The organism is Nisaea nitritireducens (genome assembly GCF_014904795.1).
Taxonomy (GTDB): Bacteria; Pseudomonadota; Alphaproteobacteria; order Thalassobaculales; family Thalassobaculaceae; genus Nisaea; species Nisaea nitritireducens.
Map to the genome: position 1 here is coordinate 1 of NZ_JACZFS010000071.1, position 20,060 is coordinate 20,060.

Annotated in this window: 2 protein-coding genes; both read right to left on the reverse strand. The window is 64.8% G+C overall.

Annotation, left to right across the window (positions count from 1 at the left end; all coding sequences use genetic code 11):
* A partial coding sequence (locus IG629_RS20715; protein ID WP_193173818.1) for a non-ribosomal peptide synthetase occupies positions 1-9,876 on the reverse strand: 9,876 nt, incomplete at its 3' end.
* Complete coding sequence (locus IG629_RS20720) at positions 9,873-19,892, reverse strand: type I polyketide synthase (RefSeq protein ID WP_193173819.1); 10,020 nt, start codon at positions 19,890-19,892, stop codon at positions 9,873-9,875. The genes IG629_RS20720 and IG629_RS20715, both read right to left, overlap by 4 nt.
* Between the last annotated feature and the right edge of the window lie 168 nt (positions 19,893-20,060).

Consider the following 20,060-nt stretch of genomic DNA (forward strand, 5'->3'; position numbering starts at 1 on the left):
ACCCAGCACCGGCTGCCCGTTCTCGGCGTGGACAGTCATGCGCAGGCTGTCATGCCGTGCGGTGAGGGCGGTAAGAGCGGAACGCAGGGCGGTCTCGTCGAGAGCAGCGTCAAGGCCGAGGGCGGCGGTGATGTTGTAGGTGGCGGCTTGATCGCCGTCTTCCAGCTCGGCGAGGAACCAGAGGCGCTGTTGCGCGAAGGAGAGAGGGAGCGTGTCGCGGTCATCCCGCCGGACGATCGGCGGCGGCGGTGTGCCGCGTCGCTCGGCCTCGATGGCGGCGGCCTGTGCCGAGAGGGTCGGATGCTCGAAGAGCAGGCGGAGGGCGATGTCGGCGCCGAAGGCGGCACGGATGCGGGAGAGCAGCTGCGTTGCCAGCAAGGAATGCCCGCCGAGATCGAAGAAGTTGTCTGAACGTCCGACAGCGCCAGTCTTCAGCACGTCAGCCCAGAGACCCGCCAGCAGCTCCTCGCCCGGTGTCGCGGGCACAGCGGAGCCGCTCCGCTCAACCATATCCGGTACTGGCAAAGCGCGTCTGTCGAGCTTGCCGGTCACGGTGAGCGGCAGGGCGTCGAGCACCATCACCTCCGACGGCACCATGTAACTTGGAAGCCGTTCCCGGCACCATGCAAGGGCGGTTTCCGGGCTTGCCATACCGGTCAAATAGGCGACCAGCCTCGGCTCGGTGGATGCTCCTTCCGGCGTGTACAGGATCGCTGCCGCTGCGCGGGTCTCCGGATGGTCGCGGAGCACAGCTTCGATCTCTCCGAGCTCAATGCGGAAACCGCGGAGCTTGATCTGGCCGTCGCGGCGCCCGACCATTTCCAGACACCCGTCCGGCAGGCGGCGGGCCATGTCGCCGCTGCGGTAGCGGGTGGCACCGGGGCGTGCCGGGTCCGCTTCGAATGCGGGGGACTCCTGCTGCCAATAGCCGAGCGCGACATGCGGGCTGCAGATTGCGATTTCACCGAACAGATCCGTCGGTGCGCCGCTCTCGTCGAGCAGCTCGATCATTGTGCCATCGACCGGATAGCCAACAGGCACCGACGAGCGCCTCAGATCGCTTTCGTGATTGGCGAAGAACTGCAGTGTCACGGTCGACTCGGTCGGGCCGAGGCCATTGACGAAAAGGGTTCCGGGCTCGAAGCGCTGCCGGAAGGTCTCGAAATCGGCACGGGTGACGGCCTCGCCCCCCATGACCACAAGCCGGATTGACGGCAGGCGGGTCTCCAGATCGGCAGTGAAAGCGCGGAAGACACTTGGGGTCGAGTGCCAGACGGTGATGCCCTCCTGTTCCAGCCAGGGCGCGCAGTCGGCGATGGACTGGTTGCGCGCGTCGAAGAGACAGAGCGTGGCGCCGTTAAGCAGCGCGCCATAGAAGTCCATCACCGCAGCGTCGAAAGCGTAGGACGCGACCTGGAGTAGACGGTCGTCGGAGGTGAGCCGCAGATTTTCGCTATAGCGCCGAATGAAGTGGAGAACGTTGCGATGGTTCTGCACCACGCCCTTCGGCCGTCCGGTCGAGCCGGAGGTGTAGAGCAAATAAGCGACACTGTCGGGGGAGGTGTCGGGAAGCTCGGTTGCGGGAATCTGGTCCAGCCGGTCGAGCGAAATCAGGGTGCAGCCCGCTCCCGCGAGTGTTGCGGCGAGCTCTTCGTGCTCGGCTGTGCAGAGGATGATCTCGGCGCCGACATCTTCGAGGATCGTCTGCAGTCTTTGTTGCGGTTGCGACGGATCGAGTGGGACATAGGTCCGTCCGGCTTGCAGCACGCCGAGCATGCCGATCGCCATGCTGGTATCGTGCGGCAGCAGCAGGGCCACCCGTCTGCTTTCGGGATGCTCCAGCAAGGTGGCGGCGAGGCGCCGGCTTTCCAGGTCCAGCGCGCCATAAGTGAGCGATTGTGTCGGCGTCCGGACCGCGATGCGGTCGTGGTGCAGAGCTACCTGTTCGGCGAAGCGGTCGGGGATCGAGCGTTCGATTGTCCCGAAACGGACGGGCGTTCCTGCCGGTTCAGGTATCTCGCGCCGCGCCGAAGGTTCGTCACGATCGAGCGATATTTCGGTCAGGGGGGCGTTCGGCTCTGCCGCAATGCCGCGCAGGAGCGTAAGGAAGCAGTCGCCGAGGAAAGCAACCGTCCCGTGCTCGAACAGGGCCGCGTTATATTGCAGCTCGCCGTCGAGCGATCCGTCCGGCTGTTCCGTGAAGCTCAGGTTCAGGTCGAACTTGGCCAGCAGGTCGTCCGTCTGACCAGTTTGTTCGACCTCGAGCCCGTCCAGTGTGATTTGCTCGCGCCGTGTGTTGACCAGATTGATCATCACCTGGAACAGCGGGTTGTGGCTGAGGGAGCGGGATGGGCGGAGCTGCTCGACCAGATATTCAAAGGGCACATCCTGATGCGCATAGGCGGCGAGCGTTGACTGCCGGATCTCTGCTAGGAAGTTCCGGAAAGTTCCGGTCCGGGGCACTTCCGCGCGCATGACGAGGGTGTTCAGGAACAATCCCACGATGTCCTCAAGCCGGCTGTCGCCGCGATTGGCCACCGGAACGCCGACGCTGATGTCGCGTTCGCCGCTGAAGCGGGACAGCAGCAGGTCGTAGGCCGCCAGCAGGACCATGAAGAGGGTGGCGTCATTTCCGCGTGCGAGTGCCCGTAGCGCGCCGCCAAGCTCCGCATCGATCCGCAGGGGGACGGCTCCGCCTTCATGGACCTGGACAGCGGGGCGGGGATGGTCCGTCGGCAGATCGAGCAGCTCCGGCGCTCCCGCGAGATGATCCCGCCAGAAGGTGAGTGCGCGCTCCAGAGTTTCACCGCGGAGCCGCTGGTTTTGCCATCTGGCATAACTGGAATAGTTCAGCGCAGAGGCAGGCAGGGCTGCTTCAGATCCGGCACGGAAGGTTGCGTAGAGACGGGCTAGGTCGGCGATTAGAAGATCGATGGACCAGCCGTCGCTGATGATGTGGTGCATGTTGAAGAGCAGGCGGTGCCGCTTCGGTGCCAGCTCGATCAGGCAGAGCCGGAACAAGGGGCCGGTCGCGAGATCGAAGGGCACGCCGGAATGTTCCTCGCCGAGCCGCAGGGCTTCGGCTTCCGCGTCTTCCTCCGGACGATCGCTCAAGTCCAGTTCCGTCAGTGGATCGTAGGCGTCGAGGTAACGCGCGACGGGCCGGCCGGCCTTGAACGAGAAGCAGAGTCTCAGGCTGTCATGCCGGGTGACGAGCGCCGCCAGGGCCCGGCGGAGGGCGGTGCGGTCCAGATCGCCCCGGAGTTCGAGTGTGGCAGGCATGCTGTAGGCGGTACTCGGCCCTTCCAGCTGATCGAGGAACATCAGGCGCTGTTGCGCGAAGGAGGGCTCCGGATGCTCTCCGTCGGGGAGAGGCGTGATATCGGGTCGCGTCCGGTTTCGGCTCGCCTCGATTAGAGAAGCGAGCCCGACGAGGGTCGGCTTCTCGAACAGCTCGCGCAGCGACAGCTCAATCCTGAATGCATCCGTGACCCGGGCGAGCAACTGGACCGCGAGCAGGGAATGACCGCCTATGGAAAAGAAGTTCGCCTCGCGGTCAATCGCATCAAGGCCGAGAAGTCCTGCCCAGATTTCGGAGAGCACGCGTTCCGTCTTTCCGCGCGGTGGCTCGACGGCGCGCGGTGTCACTGTCAGGCTTGCCAGAGCGCGGCGGTCGAGCTTGCCGTTTGGCGTGACCGGCAGGCCGTCGAGACGGATCAGCCGGGATGGAACCATATAGGCTGGCAGGCGCCGTTCCAGGGCCGGGCGCAACTCCTCCGGGTCCAGTTCTGCATCAGCTGCCAGATAGCCGACCAGTTGCTCCTGCGCGCCGGTTTGCGAGACAACGACCGCGGCGTCCTTCACGCGCGGATCTGCGCGTAAGGCAGTCTCGATCTCTTCCAGCTCGATCCGGAAGCCGCGGAGCTTGATCTGCTGATCCCGGCGGCCGAGATAATCGAGCGTTCCGTCGTCGCGCCAGCAGGCGAGATCGCCGGTCGCGTAGTAGCGGCCTTTGCGGCCGGCGATTTTCATATCGATGAATTTGGCGTCGGTAAGATCCGGCTGTCCGAGATAACCGGCGCCGACGCCGATCCCGCCGATAAAGAGTTCACCCGGCAGGCCCTCAGGCACTGGCGTACCGTTCGGATCGAGGAGAAGGACCCGGACATTGTCGATCGGGCGCCCGAGTGGGACTCCGGCCGCGCCCGAGGCAGGATCGAATGCGCCCGCCACCGCGACATCGGTACATTCCGTCGGGCCATAACTGTTCAGCACCGTCGCCTGGCAGGTCGGAGCAGCCAGCCAGTCGCGCAGCCGATCTGTCTGGATCGGCTCACCGCCCAGTATGATGTGGCGGAGGGACGAGAGCGGGGCGTAATCGTCTCCGGCCAGCAACGGATAGAAGGCGCTCGGTGTGCAGTTGATCCAGGTGATCGCGTCTTCCGCGATGGTGCGGAGAAGCGCTGCCGGGTCATAGCCGATGCCGGGCTCTGGAAAATGAAGCGCGGCACCGGCGATCAGCGGCGCGAACAGGTTCTTCTGGGTCAGATCGAAACCGAGCGCGCTGACGAGCAGGCCGCGATCACCCTCGCCCAGATCCAGCGCCGTGCAATACCATTGCAGCAGGTTGGCGAAGCCTCTGTGGTAAACCCCGGCGCCCTTGGGCGCGCCGGTGGAGCCCGACGTGTAGATGACATAGAGCAGATCGCCCGGCTCGGGACGGGTGGCTGGATTGTCGATGCTTTCTTCCGCGAGCACCGACGCTATTGCGTCCAGCCGGCAGATTTCAGCCGTTGATGGCAGCCGATCCGCCAGATCGCCCGTGCTCAGGACAAATCGGGCTTTCGATCCGGAAAGCATGGCGTCCAGCCGGTCGGCCGGATAGGCAGGGTCGAGCGGGAGATAGGCGGCGCCCGACTTCACGATGCCAAGCAGTGCGACCACCGCCTCAGGACCGGGCTCGAGGCAAAGCGCGACGATGTCTCCGCGTCCGATACCGTGCTGGTTGAGATGGTGCGCGAGCTGGTTGGCGCTCGCATTGACCTCTGCGTAATCGAGGCTCTCCCGCCGGTCGACCAAGGCCGGTGCGTTCGGCTGGAGGGCGGCCCGTTCCTCTATGGCGTCGACCAGGGTTTTCGCGTCGAGATCCACCTCCGGGCCGTCACGCCAGCAGGCGATGTCGTGGTGCTCCTGTTTGGTGAGCAGCTCGATACTGTCGAGGCTGTCCTCCGGATCGGCCAAAGCGCTTCTCAGGAGTTGCTCGAAATGGCCGGCCATCCGCTGGATGCGGGCCTCGTCGAATATGTCGGCGTTATATTCCCAGCGCGTGACGAAGCCGTCGTCACTCGGCTCGACATAGAGCGTCAGGTCGAATTTCGACACCGTGGCCGGTGGCGCCAGAAGACAGGTTTCAACGCCATCTAGAACCAGGTGTTCCAGCGGCGCGTTCTGCATCGCGAACATCACCTGGAAAAGCGGGCTGTGCATCAGGCTCCGCTCCGGCTGCAGATGGTCAACCAGCAGCTCGAAAGGCAGGTCCTGGTTGGCGTAGGCACGGAGACAGCGGCGCCGGGTCTCGGCAACGAGTGCGGCAAAATCCGATGCGTCGTCGTCGCGCCAGCGGAGGGCAAGGGTATTGACGAACATGCCCGCCAGATCTTCGCATTCTCGCAGGCGCCGGTTGGCGACCGGGGAGCCGATAAGAAGATCCTGCTGTCCGCTATAGCGCGAGAGCAGGAGGCCGAAGGCGGAGATCAGGGTCATGAAATCCGTCGCGCCGTGGCCCCGGTTGAAGCCCCGTATCTTCTCGGTGAGACCGGCGTCCAGAGTGCGTGTAAGGAGGCCGCCGCGATAGCTGCGCGTCTTCGGATGAGGGCGGTCGGACGGCAGCTCAATCAGGGTCGGCGCGCCGTCGAGCTCAGCGGTCCAATGGTCGAGCTGGCGCGTCAGCGGCTCGCCCTGCAGCCACTCGTTTTGCCAGCTGGCAAAATCACCGTATGTGATGGCCAGACTCGTCAGATCGGCGGTCTTGCCCTGCGTCTCTGCCCGGTAGAGAGCGGAGATATCACGCACGAGAATATCGATGGTCCAGCCATCGCTGACGATGTGGTGGATGTTGAAGAGCAACCAGTGAGTCCGGTCGTCGAGTTGCAGCAAATGCAGACGGAAGAGCGGGCCTTCGGAAAGGTCGAAGGGCTGGGAGCCATGGCTGCGGGCCAGGCGCTGGGCCTCGGCCTCACGTTCGCTGGCAGATAGCGACGTCAGATCCGTGACGCGCAGCGGATCATAGGGCGCGATCACCTCCGCCACGGGGGCTCCCTTGGAGGAGGGGAAACGGTTTCTGAGGCCGGTGTGCCGTGCGACCAGCGCCCGGGCTGCAGCGCCAAGTGCGCTCGCGTCGAGTGAGCCGCGCAACTCCAGCGTTGCCGGCATGTTGTAGGTGGCGCTGGGACCCTCAAGCTGTTCCAGAAACCACAGCCGGCGCTGGGCGAAGGAGAGGGGCGCGGTGCTGGCATCCGGCGCGTGTGTGATGGGCGGCAGGCGTTCGCCGTCCCGGAGCTGTTCGATCCGTTCCGCCAGTCCGGCGATTGTCGGCGCCTCGAACAAGGCGCTGAGCGGCAGGTCCACGTCGAAACTGTCGCGCAGACGGGTGACGAGACGCATGGCGATCAGGGAATGGCCGCCCAGTTCGAAGAAGTTGGCGGTTATCCCGACCCGGTCATGGCCAAGCAGATCGGACCAGATTTCAGCCATAAGTGCCTCGGCTTCGTTGCGCGGGGCGACGAATGCCTCATCCGCTTCAACCGACGGCTTGGGGAGCGCGCGGCGATTGAGCTTGCCGCTGGAGGTTTTCGGAAGTTCCGGAAGCAGGATCAGGCTGCTGGGAACCATTGGTGCCGACAGGTTCGCGCGCAGATGATCCATGAGATCTGCTTGCAAAGAGTTGGAGGCGGTCGTCCCGTCAGATGGGGCTACATAGGCGGCGAGGCGCTTGGACGAGCCGGTGCCTGACAGGATGACAGCGGCTTCGCCGACGGCGGGGTGCCCGCTCAGGACGGCTTCGATCTCGCCAAGCTCGACACGCACGCCGCGCAGTTTGACCTGATCGTCTCGTCGTCCGAGATAGTCGATCAACCCGTCCGCACGCCAGCGGGCGAAGTCCCCGGTTCGGTAAATCCGGCCATGTTCCGGATGCTCCACGAACCGCTCGGCGGTGAGGTCCGGCCGCTCCAGGTAGCCGTCGGCAAGGCAGGGGCCGGCGATGCAAAGCTCACCCGGAACGCCGACCGGCACAGGCTGACCCGCCTCATCCAGAAGATGGATCGCGACATTGCCGATCGGCCGTCCGATTGGCGGTAGGTCGTCCCATTCCGCCACATCGCCAGGCAGGCTGTAAGCGGTCGCGACGTGGCTTTCGGTCGGGCCGTAATGGTTATGCAGCCTGCAGGCGCTGCGCTCAAAGACCGCTCTTATCGCAGGCGTCGTTCGCAATTGCTCACCGGCGGTCACAATGTCGCGGAGGCTGGCTGAAAGTGCCTTGTAGCCCGCACTCTCCGCAAGATGTTGCAGGGCGACGAACGGCATAAAGGCGCGCTCGACATTCCGGCTTTCTATCCAGTCGAGCAAGGCGCGACCGTCCCGGCGGCGGGTCTCGTCGATCAGCACCAGCGTCCCGCCGGAACACCAGGTCGAGGCGATTTCCTGAAATGAGACATCGAAGGTCAGCGGCGTGTATTGAAGCGTGCGTGCCGGTTCTTCCAAACCGGCCTGGGTCATCTGCCAGCCAACGAGATTGACGAGCGCCCGGTGCGGCATGGCGACGCCTTTCGGGCGGCCCGTCGAACCCGAGGTGAACAGCACATAGACAAGATCTTCCGGGCCAGCGGGGCAAGCGGGCGCTTCCGCGTTGCCTGTGGTGAGGATCGGGTCGTCCGGATAGAGCGTGATGATGGGGGTGGCATCCTCCGGCATCCGTTCCTTGCCTGCCGGGTCGGTCAGCAGAACTGCCGCTTCGCTTTCCCTCAGAAGGAAGTGGATCCGCTCTGCCGGGTCTTCGGGATCGACTGGAAGGCATGCGCCGCCGGCCCGGAGCACTCCGAGGACAGCAATCAATTGTTCGGCTGAACGTGGAAGTGCCATTGCCACCACGTTGTTCGCGCCGACACCGCGTGCCTGGAGATGGCGCGCCAGTCGGCAGGCGCGGGCGTCGAGTTCGGCATAGCTCAGTTGCGTATGGCCAGACTCCAGCGCTATCGCATCCGGACATGCGGCGACCTTAGCGGCAATCAGTTCAACCAGGTTCGCGACCGGCGGCACCGGGCATTCAGCCTCGGTCCAGTCCCGGATCCGGGCGGCTTCTGTCTCCGAGAGCAGAGGGAGGCTTTGAAGCGGTTGGTCCGGCCGGTCTAGCAGCGCTTCCAGCAGACGCTCGAAATGGCCTTCCATGCGGGCAATCGTGTCGGTTTCGAACAGGGCGCTCGCATATTCCCAGGTGAGGCGGAAACTTTCCTCCCGGTCGAGCGCGGTGAGCGTCAGGTCGAAGACCGCGCCGCGCTGACCGCCGATCAGCATCTCGCTGAAAAGCCCTTGTTCGAGAAGTGGCGTGCCGGTCTCGCGCTCATAAACGAAAGCGACCTGAAAGAGGGGGGAGCGGCTGGTGTCGCGCTCCGGCTGCAATCGTTCAACCAACAGCGGGAATGGATAGGATTGATGCTCCAGCGCACCAAGAACGGTATCGCGCAGCGCGGAGAGATAGTCCGGAGCGGACAGATCGTCGGTCACGTTGAGGCGCAGGGTCACCGGATTGACGAAATAGCCGACGAGATCCTTCAGCTCCGGCTGGGTCCGCCCGAGCATTGGCGAGCCGATCAGGATTTCGCGCTGACCGCTATAACGGCGCATCAGGAGGCCGAATATGCCGAGCAGAAGGACATAAGGCGTTACCTCAAGGCGCTGGGCGGCATCCTTGATCTTCTGACTGAGAGTCGGGTCCAGAATCTGAACCCGGGTGGCGCCGGCATGGTTCTGCCGGGGCGGGCGAGGCGCGTCCGTCGGAAGATCGAGCGCTGGAAGCTCGCCCTCCAGCGTGTCCAGCCAATAGGCCTCGGCACGTTTTCCCGCCGGGGCGGCAAGGCTTTTCTGGGACCAGTCGACATAGTCGCTGTGCGTCCAGGGCAAGGGCGGCAATGCCGCCGGCTGATCTCCGCATGCCGCCCGATAGAGGCTGGAAAGCTCCGCCATGAGGATTTCGAGGGAACGGAAATCGACGGTAATATGATGCGCCACAAAGGCGAGGACCGGCGTCGGCAGCGTGCCGTTCATCACCCCGGTGAAGAGATGCCAGCGAACGGGCGGGGCGGCTTCAAGATCGAACGGAGTGTCGGCGAACTCCGCTATTGCCTCCTTGACCTCCGCCGGACTCCAGCCGGTGACGTCAGTGGTCTGGACATCGACGGGCGCGGGCGGCGTGACGGTCCGGAAGGGCGTGCCGTTGGCGGTGTCGAAGCGGCTGCGGAGTCCGTCATGCCGTTCCGTCAGTTTGTCGATTGCGGCCTGAAGAGCGCCTATGTCGAGGTCTCGCCGCATGCGGGCGGCGAACAGGGTGTTGTAGGCGATGCTCTGCCGGTCGAGCTCGTACAGGAACCAGAGCGCTTCCTGACCAACAGAGAGCGGTTCTGTCCCGGGGGGCAATTCTTCCGGGAACGCGTCCGGCGCGCGGCCCAGATAGTCGATCAGGTCCGACTTGCGATCACGGATTTCGGTCAGCACCTCTTCGTCAAGGGCTTCGCTCGGGCCGTGATACCGGATCTGACCTTCGGTCACGGAAAGCTCGACCCGGCGTTCCGCCAGGCTTTTTACAAATTCTGCGATTGTCATATCTGACCTGCGATCCATGCGTTGTCTGGTTCGGGGGAGGCGGTTCCGGCCGGCAGATCCTGCGCAAGGCGCTCGGCCAGATCGTTGAGGCTGTGGCTGCCGAGAAGGTCCGGTAGGCCGATTGTCAAACCGAGTTCCCGCTCGATGAGGGCTCGGATTTCCATGGCGAGCAGGGAATCGAGCCCGAGCATCGGTAGCGGCGTGTCGGGGGAAAGCCGGTCCGGCGGAATGCGCAGAACCTCGCTCATGGTGGCCGCGAGCCAGTCGCGGGGTGACTGATCCGGCTCTTTGTGAGTTTGCGCGATCTTGCTGGGTAGCGAGGTTGCTACCGGTGAGGGCCGGGATACCGCCTGATCGGCGAGAACGGGGTCGAACAATCCGGTTGGCCGTTGACTGCGATAGAGTTCCGCGAAACGCGGCCAGTCTGCGGCAGCCAGCGCGATATGAGCCTCCGCCGGGTTCAATAGGTCCGGCAGCCGATCCAGAAGGCGGTCAGCCGGGAAGGGCTCAAGACCCATCCGGCGCAATTCACGATCGGTCTCCTCGCTCACCATGCCGGTGTCCGAGAGCGGGCCAAGATCAAGGCTCACGCCGCACAGGCCTCTGGTCCGTCGGAAAGCGGCCAATCCATCGAGGAACGCGTTCGCCGCCGCGTATGAGGCTTGCTTTTGCCCACCCCAGAGGCCCGCGATTGAGCCGCAGCCTAGGAAGAAATCAAGCTCCTCTCCTGCTGTCGCATTATGAAGCGCCCAGGCGCCACCGGCTTTGCCGGCGAGCACGGCGGCACAATCCGCCCAGGTCAGGTCGGCGAGGTTACGCATCTCGCCGATGCCGGCGGCGTGGATCACCCCCCGGAGAGATGGGCCGTTCTGTCCCCATTCCGCGATATGTGAGGTCAGTGTTTCTGTATCGGAGACATCGAGTGCGGCCGTTTCCACGGCGGCGCCCAGATCCTGAAGCGCTTTTATATGCTCGCGCGCGGCCGCCGATTGCGCGCCCTGGCGCCCGGTCAAGAGGATGCGCCCTGCCCCTTGCCGCGCCAGCCACAGGCCGATTGTGCGGCCGAGACTGCCGAAACCGCCGGTGATGAGATAACTCGCGTCCTGCCGGATGGAGGCGGATTGTCGTTGGGCCAGTTCCGCCGGGTGGAGCCGTCGCACGAGGATGCGCCCGTCCCGTAGGGCTAACTCGCTCTCTTCTCCCGCGCCTGTCAGTACATCCGCGATCCGGGATGCCATCCCGGGCATGTCGAGTGTGAGTGGCAGGTCGATCAACCCGCCCCAGATGTGCGGCGCCTCCAGTGCGATGCTGCGGCCAAAGCCCCAGACCGGCGTATGGGCCAGACCTTCGAGCCGGTCGCCCGGGTGCGCGTCGACCGCGTCGCGGGTCAGGAGCCAGAGCCGGGACGGATGCGGGAGGTCCAGCAGGGCGCGCGTCAGTGGTGGCAGGCTTGCAAGACTACCGGTGGTTCCGTCGGTGAGATTTTCGGAGGTCAGGCCCTCGGCGTCCGGGCCATCGAGGCTCCAGAGATGAACAATGCCTTCGAGCGGTCCCAACTCTTCAAGGAGTGCGCGCGCAGCGGCTTCGTCTCCCGGAACGAGATTGCGGCGATGCCCGTTGAGAGGCGCCTTGAAGATCAGCGTACAATCCACGTTGTCGCCGCCGCGCGTTTCAAGCTCGGTCGCCAGCGCCTGCCCTAAGCCGCTTTCGTCGGCCAGGATCAGCCAGTTTCCATGCGGGGGTGCTGGCTCTTCCGTGGAGGGAGCGACGGGCTCCCAATTCACCTTGTAGGTGACGGGCGCTGCGTTGTGCCGTTCGCTCTCGGACTCCACCCAGTAGCGTTGCCGCTCGAAGGGATGACCGGGCAGGTCCGCGAGGCGCAGTGGTAGTCCGGCATAGAGTCCGGTCCAGTCCGGATTCTCGCCGTCCGCGTAGCGTCCAGCCAACACGCGCCAGGCAACAGAGCCTGCTTGTCCGGCGGAGATTTTTTCGGCGGTGGAGCGTTGCCGCGTCACCGCCCCGTCACGCGAGATGGCGCCTTCGTCGTCCCGTCCTTCCAGCCAGTTCTCCAGCGCCATAACCAACGCGGTCTTGTCGCTGCCGAGAAGGGCGAGGCGGTGGGGAAAATGGTCGCGCCCGCAGGCTGCGGTGAAGCACAGATCGGCAAGCGGTGCCGGACTTTGTTGGAGGGTGTTCACGACGCTCCGCGCGAGCCGACGGAGTGCCGGGCGGCTCTTGGCGGAGAGGGGCAGCAGGTAGCGGCTGAATTCCGGCACCTGGCGCTGAGCGGGCTCCGGCGCCTGTTCCACGACGAGGTGGGCATTGGTGCCGCCGAACCCGAACGAGCTGACGCCACCCCGCCGCGCCTCGCCCGACGCCGGCCAGGGCTCTGTGCCTTCCGGCAGGCGGAGTCCGACACGCGCCCAATCGATGTTGGGGGTGCGGTTGGCGTTGTGCAGGCTGGCGGGAATAGCGCCGTTGTTGAGGGACAGCACGACTTTCAGCAATCCGGCCACTCCGGCGGCGGACTCCAGATGGCCGATGTTCGATTTAACCGACCCGATGGTAAGCAGACGGTCCCGGTCTTTCGCCCCGAACACGGCATCCAGCGCCCCGGCCTCGATCGGGTCGCCGAGGGCGGTCCCAGTGCCGTGCGCCTCGACATAGTCGATCTGCTCCGGCGCTAGCCTGGCTTGGTTAAGCGCGCGGCGGATGACTCGTTCCTGTGCCGGTCCGTTTGGAACCGTCAGCCCGCTGGTGCGGCCGTCCTGGTTCACCGCCGAACCCCGGATCACGGCCATGATCCGGTCGCCGTCGCGGACCGCATCCGGAAGCCGTTTCAACAGCACCAGACCGCAACCTTCGGAGCGAACAAAACCGTCGGCCTCGGCCGCGAATGCCTTGCAACGTCCATCGGGCGCCAGCATCCGCGCGCGGGAATGGTTGATGCTGACGGTCGGGTCGAGCAGCAGGTTGACGCCGCCGCCGATTGCCAGATCCGTCTCCCCGCTCCGGAGGCTCATGCAGGCCTGGTGAAGCGCGACCAGCGAGGAGGAACAAGCGGTATCGATCGCCAAGCTCGGCCCTTCCAGTCCGAGGAAGAACGACAGTCGGTTGGCCGCCACACTCAACGCGTTGCCGGTGCCTAGATAGGCGTCGATGCGGTCGGGCGCGTAGTTCAGGCGATGCAGGTAATCGTTGGTGCTGATGCCGACGAAAACGCCGGTCTGGCTGCCTTCGAGGCTGCTCGGCGGAATGCCCGCGCGTTCCAGCACTTCCCAGCTTACTTCCAGCAGGAGACGCTGTTGCGGATCGAGATGCGTCGCCTCGCGGGGTGAGATCCCGAAGAAACCCGGATCGAACAGATCGATGTTGTCGATGAAACCGCCATGGCGCGTCTGGATCGTGCCGGGAATATCGGGATCGGCGCTGTAATACCGATCAACGTCCCAGCGGTTCCCCGGAATTTCCGTGATTGCGTCGACGCCGTCCTTGAGAAGCGTCCAGAAAGCTTCCGGATTATTGACTCCGCCGGGTATGCGGCACCCAAGGGAAAGGATGGCGATCCCGCCCCCGGCATCCGAGCTGGTGTTTTGTGCTGTGGCAGGGATTGTCCGGGACGCACTGTCGAGCCCGGCGCGTTCCAGCAGGTGCTGCGCCAACCGTTTCGGCGTCGGGTAATCGAACGCCAGGGTTGCCGGGAGAACTCCGCCGAGACCGGTCTGCAGACGATTGCGCAGCTCGATCGCGTTCATCGAGTCGAGCCCCTGATCGAAGAAACCGCGATCGGCATCCGGTGTTTCCGGTCCGGTCGGGGCAATCTCGCCGATCCGGTCCAGGATGAAGGCCGTGAGACGGTCGAGCCGCTCTTTCGGTGCCATTGTGTGCAGCTGTGCCGCCAGAGGGCTTCCCGGAACGGCGCTTGCGGTGCGCCTGTCATCCGCCTGAAGCGGGGCGCCATTGAGCAGGGGATGGACGAGCTTGGCGCCGCTTTGCCGGGGCAGTATTGCCACATGGGGCAGGTCGAGCGCAGTGGCCCGGTCCATCGCATCAAGGCCTTGAGCCGTCTCTATCGGCGCCAGTCCGTGGCGGGCCAGCCGGTCGGTCAAAGCCGCGTCGCGGGAAGCGTCGTCCCAGGCGCTCCAGCAAAGACTCTGTGCCGGAAGTCCCCGACGGTGGCGGTAGAGTGCGAGAGCATCCAGCAGGCTATTGGCGGCCGCATAGGCAGCTTGCCCTGGATTGCCGAGCAACCCGCTGGCCGAGGAAACCAGCATGAAATGCCGGATAGGATGCTTGGCCGCGAGGCGATGGAGTGCCCAGCCGCCAAGCACCTTCGGCGCCATGACGGCGAGCACACGTTCGGCGGATTGCTGATGCAGGACCGCATCGTCCAGGACGCCCGCCGCATGAAGGATCCCGGTCAAAGGCGGCCAATCCGCCGGCAGGGTGTCGACTAATGCCGAGAGTGCGGGTGCATCGGTGACGTCGACGGCGCCGACACGGATCTCGATCCCCCGGGCGCGCCAGTCTTCAATCCGGTCTGCGGCGGCTCCGGTTGGCGCGCTCCGGGAGATGAGCGCGAGGTGCGATACTCCACGCTCAATTAGCCGTTCGGCCATGGATTGCCCGAGACGGCCGAGGCCGCCTGTTACCAGCCATGTCCCGTCTCGCTCGGGCGCTTTCTCCGGTTGCGGCAGCGGCTCAGCCTCGAGCTTGAGGACGAACCGGACAGCAGTGTTCTTTTCCTGACGCCAGAGAGTCTCGTTCCCCGGCAGGTCGGCGCTAATCTCCGCAAGGAGTTGGGCCGCCGCTTTGCGTGGCGATCCGTCTACATCGATCAGGCAGAGATCCCAGCCCGGATGTTCGTGCCGCAGGCTCCGCCCAAGACCCCAGACGATGGATTGCAGCAATCCGATGCCGGCCTCCGGAAGCGCCGTGCCAGCCATGGCGAAAGCCTGACGGGTGACCAGATAGAGCTTTAACGGACGGTCAGCCTGCGCTGCCAGAGTATGCACCAGCCCGGTAAGCCGCGCGGTGAGTGAGGCGATGGCGTCGGTAATTTCCGTATCGGACATGCGCTCGGGCGCGGTCAGATCCAGAGGCCAGAGACATATGATGTTCAGTGGGTCGCTCCCCTCGGGAAGGCTGTCCGGAGCCGGTCCCGTGGCAACGCTCACGCTGTCGCCTGCCTTGCTGAGTGCTTTTCCGAGCGCTTTCGCTGTCCCTTTTCTGTCTGCCAGAAGCAGCCAGTCGGCGGGCGCTCGACCTTCGCGCGGTGCGGAGGAAACCTCTGTCCAGCGCGGCACAAAGCCCCATTCCTCGACGGGCACCGCTGTGACTGTATCTCCAGGTTGCTCCAAGCCGGACGCCAGAGCGGCCCGCACGGGGGCTGCAGCATCTCCCTCTACCGGCCGTGGCGGCAGCGGGAAGGTTTTTTTGCGGAACGGGTATGATGGGAGGTCCGGTGTTGCCCGCCCGGTAGGGCTGCCATGGAAAGCCGGCCAGTCAGGAGTGACGCCGGCGGTATAGAGCGCTGAGAGGCTTTCCGTTATGGAGGACCAATCATCCACACCATCACGTAGGGTTGGCAGCCAGAGCGTGTCTGGCAAAGTGACACACTGCGCGCCGAGCGCGGTCAGCAGAGGCTTCGGGCCGATTTCAAGGAAGACGCGATGATGCTCTGACAGGCAGGTCAGGCCATCGGCAAAGCGCACTGCACCGCGCAGATGGCGCGTCCAGTAATCCGCATCGGGAGCCCTCTCCAGAACCTTGCCGTCGAGATTGCTGACCAGCGGGATCGCGGGCGCTTCGAAATCGAAACGGGAGGCTGTCTTGCGGAACTGCTCCAGAATCGGGTCGGTCAGGGGCGAGTGGAAAGCGTGGGAGACCGGGAGAAATCGGCTGCGAAGGCCCGCGCTCTCCAGTTCCTCCTGAATCCGCGTCAGGGTTTCGCGCCGTCCTGAGAGCACGGCATTGCGCGGCCCGTTGACGGCGGCTATCGAGATATCGTCGACATGAGGTGCTACGAATTCAGCAACCCGTTCTTCGTCCGCCATCACGGCGAGCATGGCGCCGTCGAGTGGAAGGTTCTGAATGAGCCGGGCGCGTTCTGCAATCAGGCGCAGCCCTGTCTCCAGATCGAAGACACCCGCGATACAGGCGGCCACGTATTCGCCGACACTATGGCCGAGAAGGGCGGCCGGCTGGATGTCCCAACCACGCCAGAGTTCGGCCAACGCATATTCGAGCGCGAAAAGGGCAGGCTGGGTGTAGGCGGTCTGCGCAAGCAGGTCCGGGTCCTTGCCGAACATGACGGACAGCAGGGAACGGTCCAGCGTGTTGGCGAGCAGCCGATCGCAGCGATCCAGGGTCGCACGGAAGCCCGCGTGACGTTCGTAAAGGGACCGCCCCATGTCGAGATACTGGGAGCCCTGCCCGGTGAAGAGAATGGCGACGGGCGGCTGGTTGACCGGTATCCGGTGAAGGTCTCCTTCACCAGCTGCAACTGATTCCAGCCGCTCGGCGAAATCTCGGGTCGAGTCGCCGGTGATCGTTAGCCGGTGATCGAGATGGGGGCGGTGTATGGCTGCCGCGCGGCAGAGTTGTTCCGCTTTGATCGCTGGGTCCTCTTGGCGGCACAGGGCAGCGTACCGGCCGGCGAGATCGTGCAGCGCCTGCGGTTCGCGGGCAGAGAGTGTCAGAAGGTACGGTGGCAGCGTGGCCTGTTCCGGCTCCGGTCGCGGCCTGTCCGGGGCCTGCTCCAGAACCACATGCGCGTTGGTGCCGCCGAAGCCGAAGGAGCTGACCGCTGCTCGCGCGCTATTCGGCAGACGCGTCGAAGCACGCGGGATATCGAGCGCGGAGCCCTCCAGCTTGATCAGTGGATTGATCTCTTCGAGGTTCGGTTGCGCCGGGACTTCGCTATGGCGGAGGCAGAGCACGGCCTTGACCAGCCCCGCGATCCCTGCAGCGGCTTCCAGATGTCCGATATTTGCCTTGGCGGAGCCAAGCAGGCACGACCGCTCGCTTGAGCGCGCCGGGTCGAGAACCGATTGCAGGGCACCGACTTCGATCGGGTCGCCGAGCCGCGTTCCGGTACCATGGGTCTCGACAAAATCGATGTCACCGGCTTCCAGACCGGATGCCTTGAGCGCGTCCCGAATGACGCTTTGCTGCGCTTGCGGGTTGGGGGCAGTGAGCCCGTTACTGCGGCCGTCCTGATTGATTGCCGAGCCGCGGATCACGGCCAGCACACGGTCGCCGTCGCGCTCGGCGGTGGCGAGCGGTTTGAGCACCACCATGGCGCAACCCTCGCCGCGCACATAACCGTCCGCATCGAAAGCGAAGGTGCGGCTTCTCCAGTGTGGAGAGAGCATGCCCGCACGCTCAAGGGCGAGCTGCAGATGCGGGCCGCCGATGATGTTCACGCCGCCTGCAAGTGCGACGTTGCACTCCCCGCCGCGCAGGCTCTGGCATGCCTGATGAACGGCGACGAGCGAGGAGGAGCAGGCCGTGTCGATGGCCATGCTCGGCCCGTGCAGGTCGAGGTGATAAGAAAGCCGGTTGGCCGCGATGCTGAAGGCGACGCCGGTGCCGGTATACGCGTTCAACAGGCCCTCGGCGTCGCCCCGGCTGAACTGGTCGAAGGCGAAATCCGCCGAGGAAATCCCGACAAACACGCCGGTCTTCGAGCCTTCCAGTTGGTCTGCCGGCAATCCGGCATTCTCCAATGCATGCCAGGTGACTTCGAGCAGGATGCGCTGTTGCGGGTCCATGCTTCGGGCTTCGCTCTCGGAAAGCCCGAAGAAGGCTGCATCGAAGCCTTCGATATCGTCGAGAAACCCCGCCTCCACGCCAGGCAGGCGTTCGTCGGTCCGCACTGCGCAGCCACCATCCGTGAGGAGGTTCCAATAGGCTTCCGCATCCGGGGCGCCGGGCAGGCGGCAGGCAAGACCGATAATCGCGATGGCGGATGCCTTCTCCGTCGCCGGATCGGCGGTGGTCTCCGCCGCGGGTTGCGCGGGTTTCACTTCAGCGCCACTCAGTCGCTCGGAGAGCGTCGCGATTGTGGGATATTGCCAGAGCAGGGTGGGGTCGAGGGGCGTGCCGTCGAGCCGGTCTTCCAATGTCGCGACGAGGGCAACGGCCGAGCGGGAGTCGAGCCCAAGTTCAGCGAACGGAGCATGCTGGTCGATAGAATCGGGTGCGAGCGACAGCATCCCGCCCAGCTCGCGGCTCAGCCAGTCCCGAAGCTCGGCGCCTGTCGGCCGGCCCTGCTTCGCGCCGGACGATTGCTCCCGGCTCCAGCAGGCAACGCACTTGAGCTGGTTGTCGAGATACGCCTGTCTGCAGGCGCGGCGCTGAACTTTCCCGCTGGAGGTTTTGCGGATCTGTCCGCGCTCCAGGATCAGGATTTCGGCGGTCGCCAGGCCGTGGCTCTGGGCTACCGCTTGACGGATTTTGCCAAATGCGGCCTCCCACTCCTTCGTGCGCTTCCCTGCCTCGGCGAGAATGACGAGGCGTTCTTCGGCGTCCTGTTCCACGGAGAATGCCGCGCAATGTTCGCGTCTGAGTTCGGGGCAGGACTCCAGAACGGTCCATTCGACATCCTGGGGGTAGTGGTTCACGCCTGCGACGACGATGAGATCTTTCAGGCGCCCGGTGATGTGGAGTTCACCATCCTTGAGGAAGCCGAGATCGCCGGTACGTAGAAAAGGGCCGTCTTTCGGGCTGTCCGTCAGCCGGGCATGGAAAGTGGCCTCGGTTTCCTCTGGGCGCCGCCAGTAGCCGAGCCCCACGCTGGGGCTGGAGATCCAGAGCTCGCCGACGGTATCTGGCGCGCAGGTTCGCCCGGTCGCGGGATCGACGATCCGCAGGTCGGTTTTGGGGCGCGGGACGCCGCAGCCCACAACCGTGCGTGTCGCGGTATCGGCCGCCGCATCATCGGCCGGGACCACGCGGTTCTGTGCAAGCGCCTCGGCATTCAGTCGCGATGCATGCGGGCTTCGGTCGTGGGCGCGGGCGGTAACGAAAAGTGTCGCCTCGGCCATTCCGTAGGCCGGGTAGAATGTCTCGGCCCGGAAGCCCTGCGGGCCGAAGGCTTCGGTAAAACGACGCAAGGTCTCGGCGCGCACCGGCTCGGCGCCGTTGCCGGCGACCCTCCATCGCGACAGGTCGAGTGTTTTGCGTTGCTCCGCGGTTATGCGTTCCAGGCAGAGTTCGTAAGCGAAATTGGGGGCGTGGGTGTGGGTGCCGCCGAACCGGTCCATGGCTTCGAGCCAGCGGACGGGGCGCTTCAGCAGTGTGAGCGGCGAGAGAACGTAGCAGTCCGCGCCGCTGAACATGGGCTGCAGCAGCCCCTCGACCAGACCGTAATCGTGGAAATAGGGCATCCAGGTGACGCAGACACTGTCCGCGTCGCACGCAAAGCCCTCCTGCAGATAGGCCAGATTGGCGAGCACATTCCCGTGCGAAAGCATGACGCCGCGCGGCGCGGAGGTGGAGCCCGATGTGTATTGCAGATAGGCGAGGCTATCGGAGGTGATGTGGGGCCGTTCAAATTCCGGCGCGTTGGCCGGCTCCAGCCGATCTGTCGCGATCCAATGCACCTGTGGCATGGCCTCGCTCAGCCGGGTCTCGAGATCGTCACGCAGGCTGGCGGTCGTCAGGATGACATCGGCCTCTGCATCCGCGACGATGCCTTGCAGCCGCGGCAGGGAATGCTTGAGGCGGATACCGTCCGGCGGCGGCACCGGAACCGCGACAACACCGGCATTCAGGCATCCGAAAAAGGCGGGAAGGACATCGAGCCCCGGGGGATAGAGAAGCAGCGCCCGGCTTCCTTCGGCCACATGCTGCCGGAGCCTGTTCGCGGTCGCGAGGGCGTGAGCGCGAACGGCACCGTATCCAGCGGTTGCCGCGACATCCCGGCCATCCTTCAGGAAATGATACTTACCCGTTGACGATGCAGCGCGCCGGTCGAGCAGATCGATCAGGGTTTCGGGGGCTGATGTCACAACTCCACTCCAATTTCAGGCGCGCAGCAAGCCCCTCTGAGGAGGTCGGGAAGGTCGGCTATAACGATGCCGGGGGCGTTGGGATGCCGACGGGTTTGCATGATTTTCATGACCTTTTTAATGCAACTATGGCGAGTATATGCATAATATTTTACTCAGTGCAAGAAG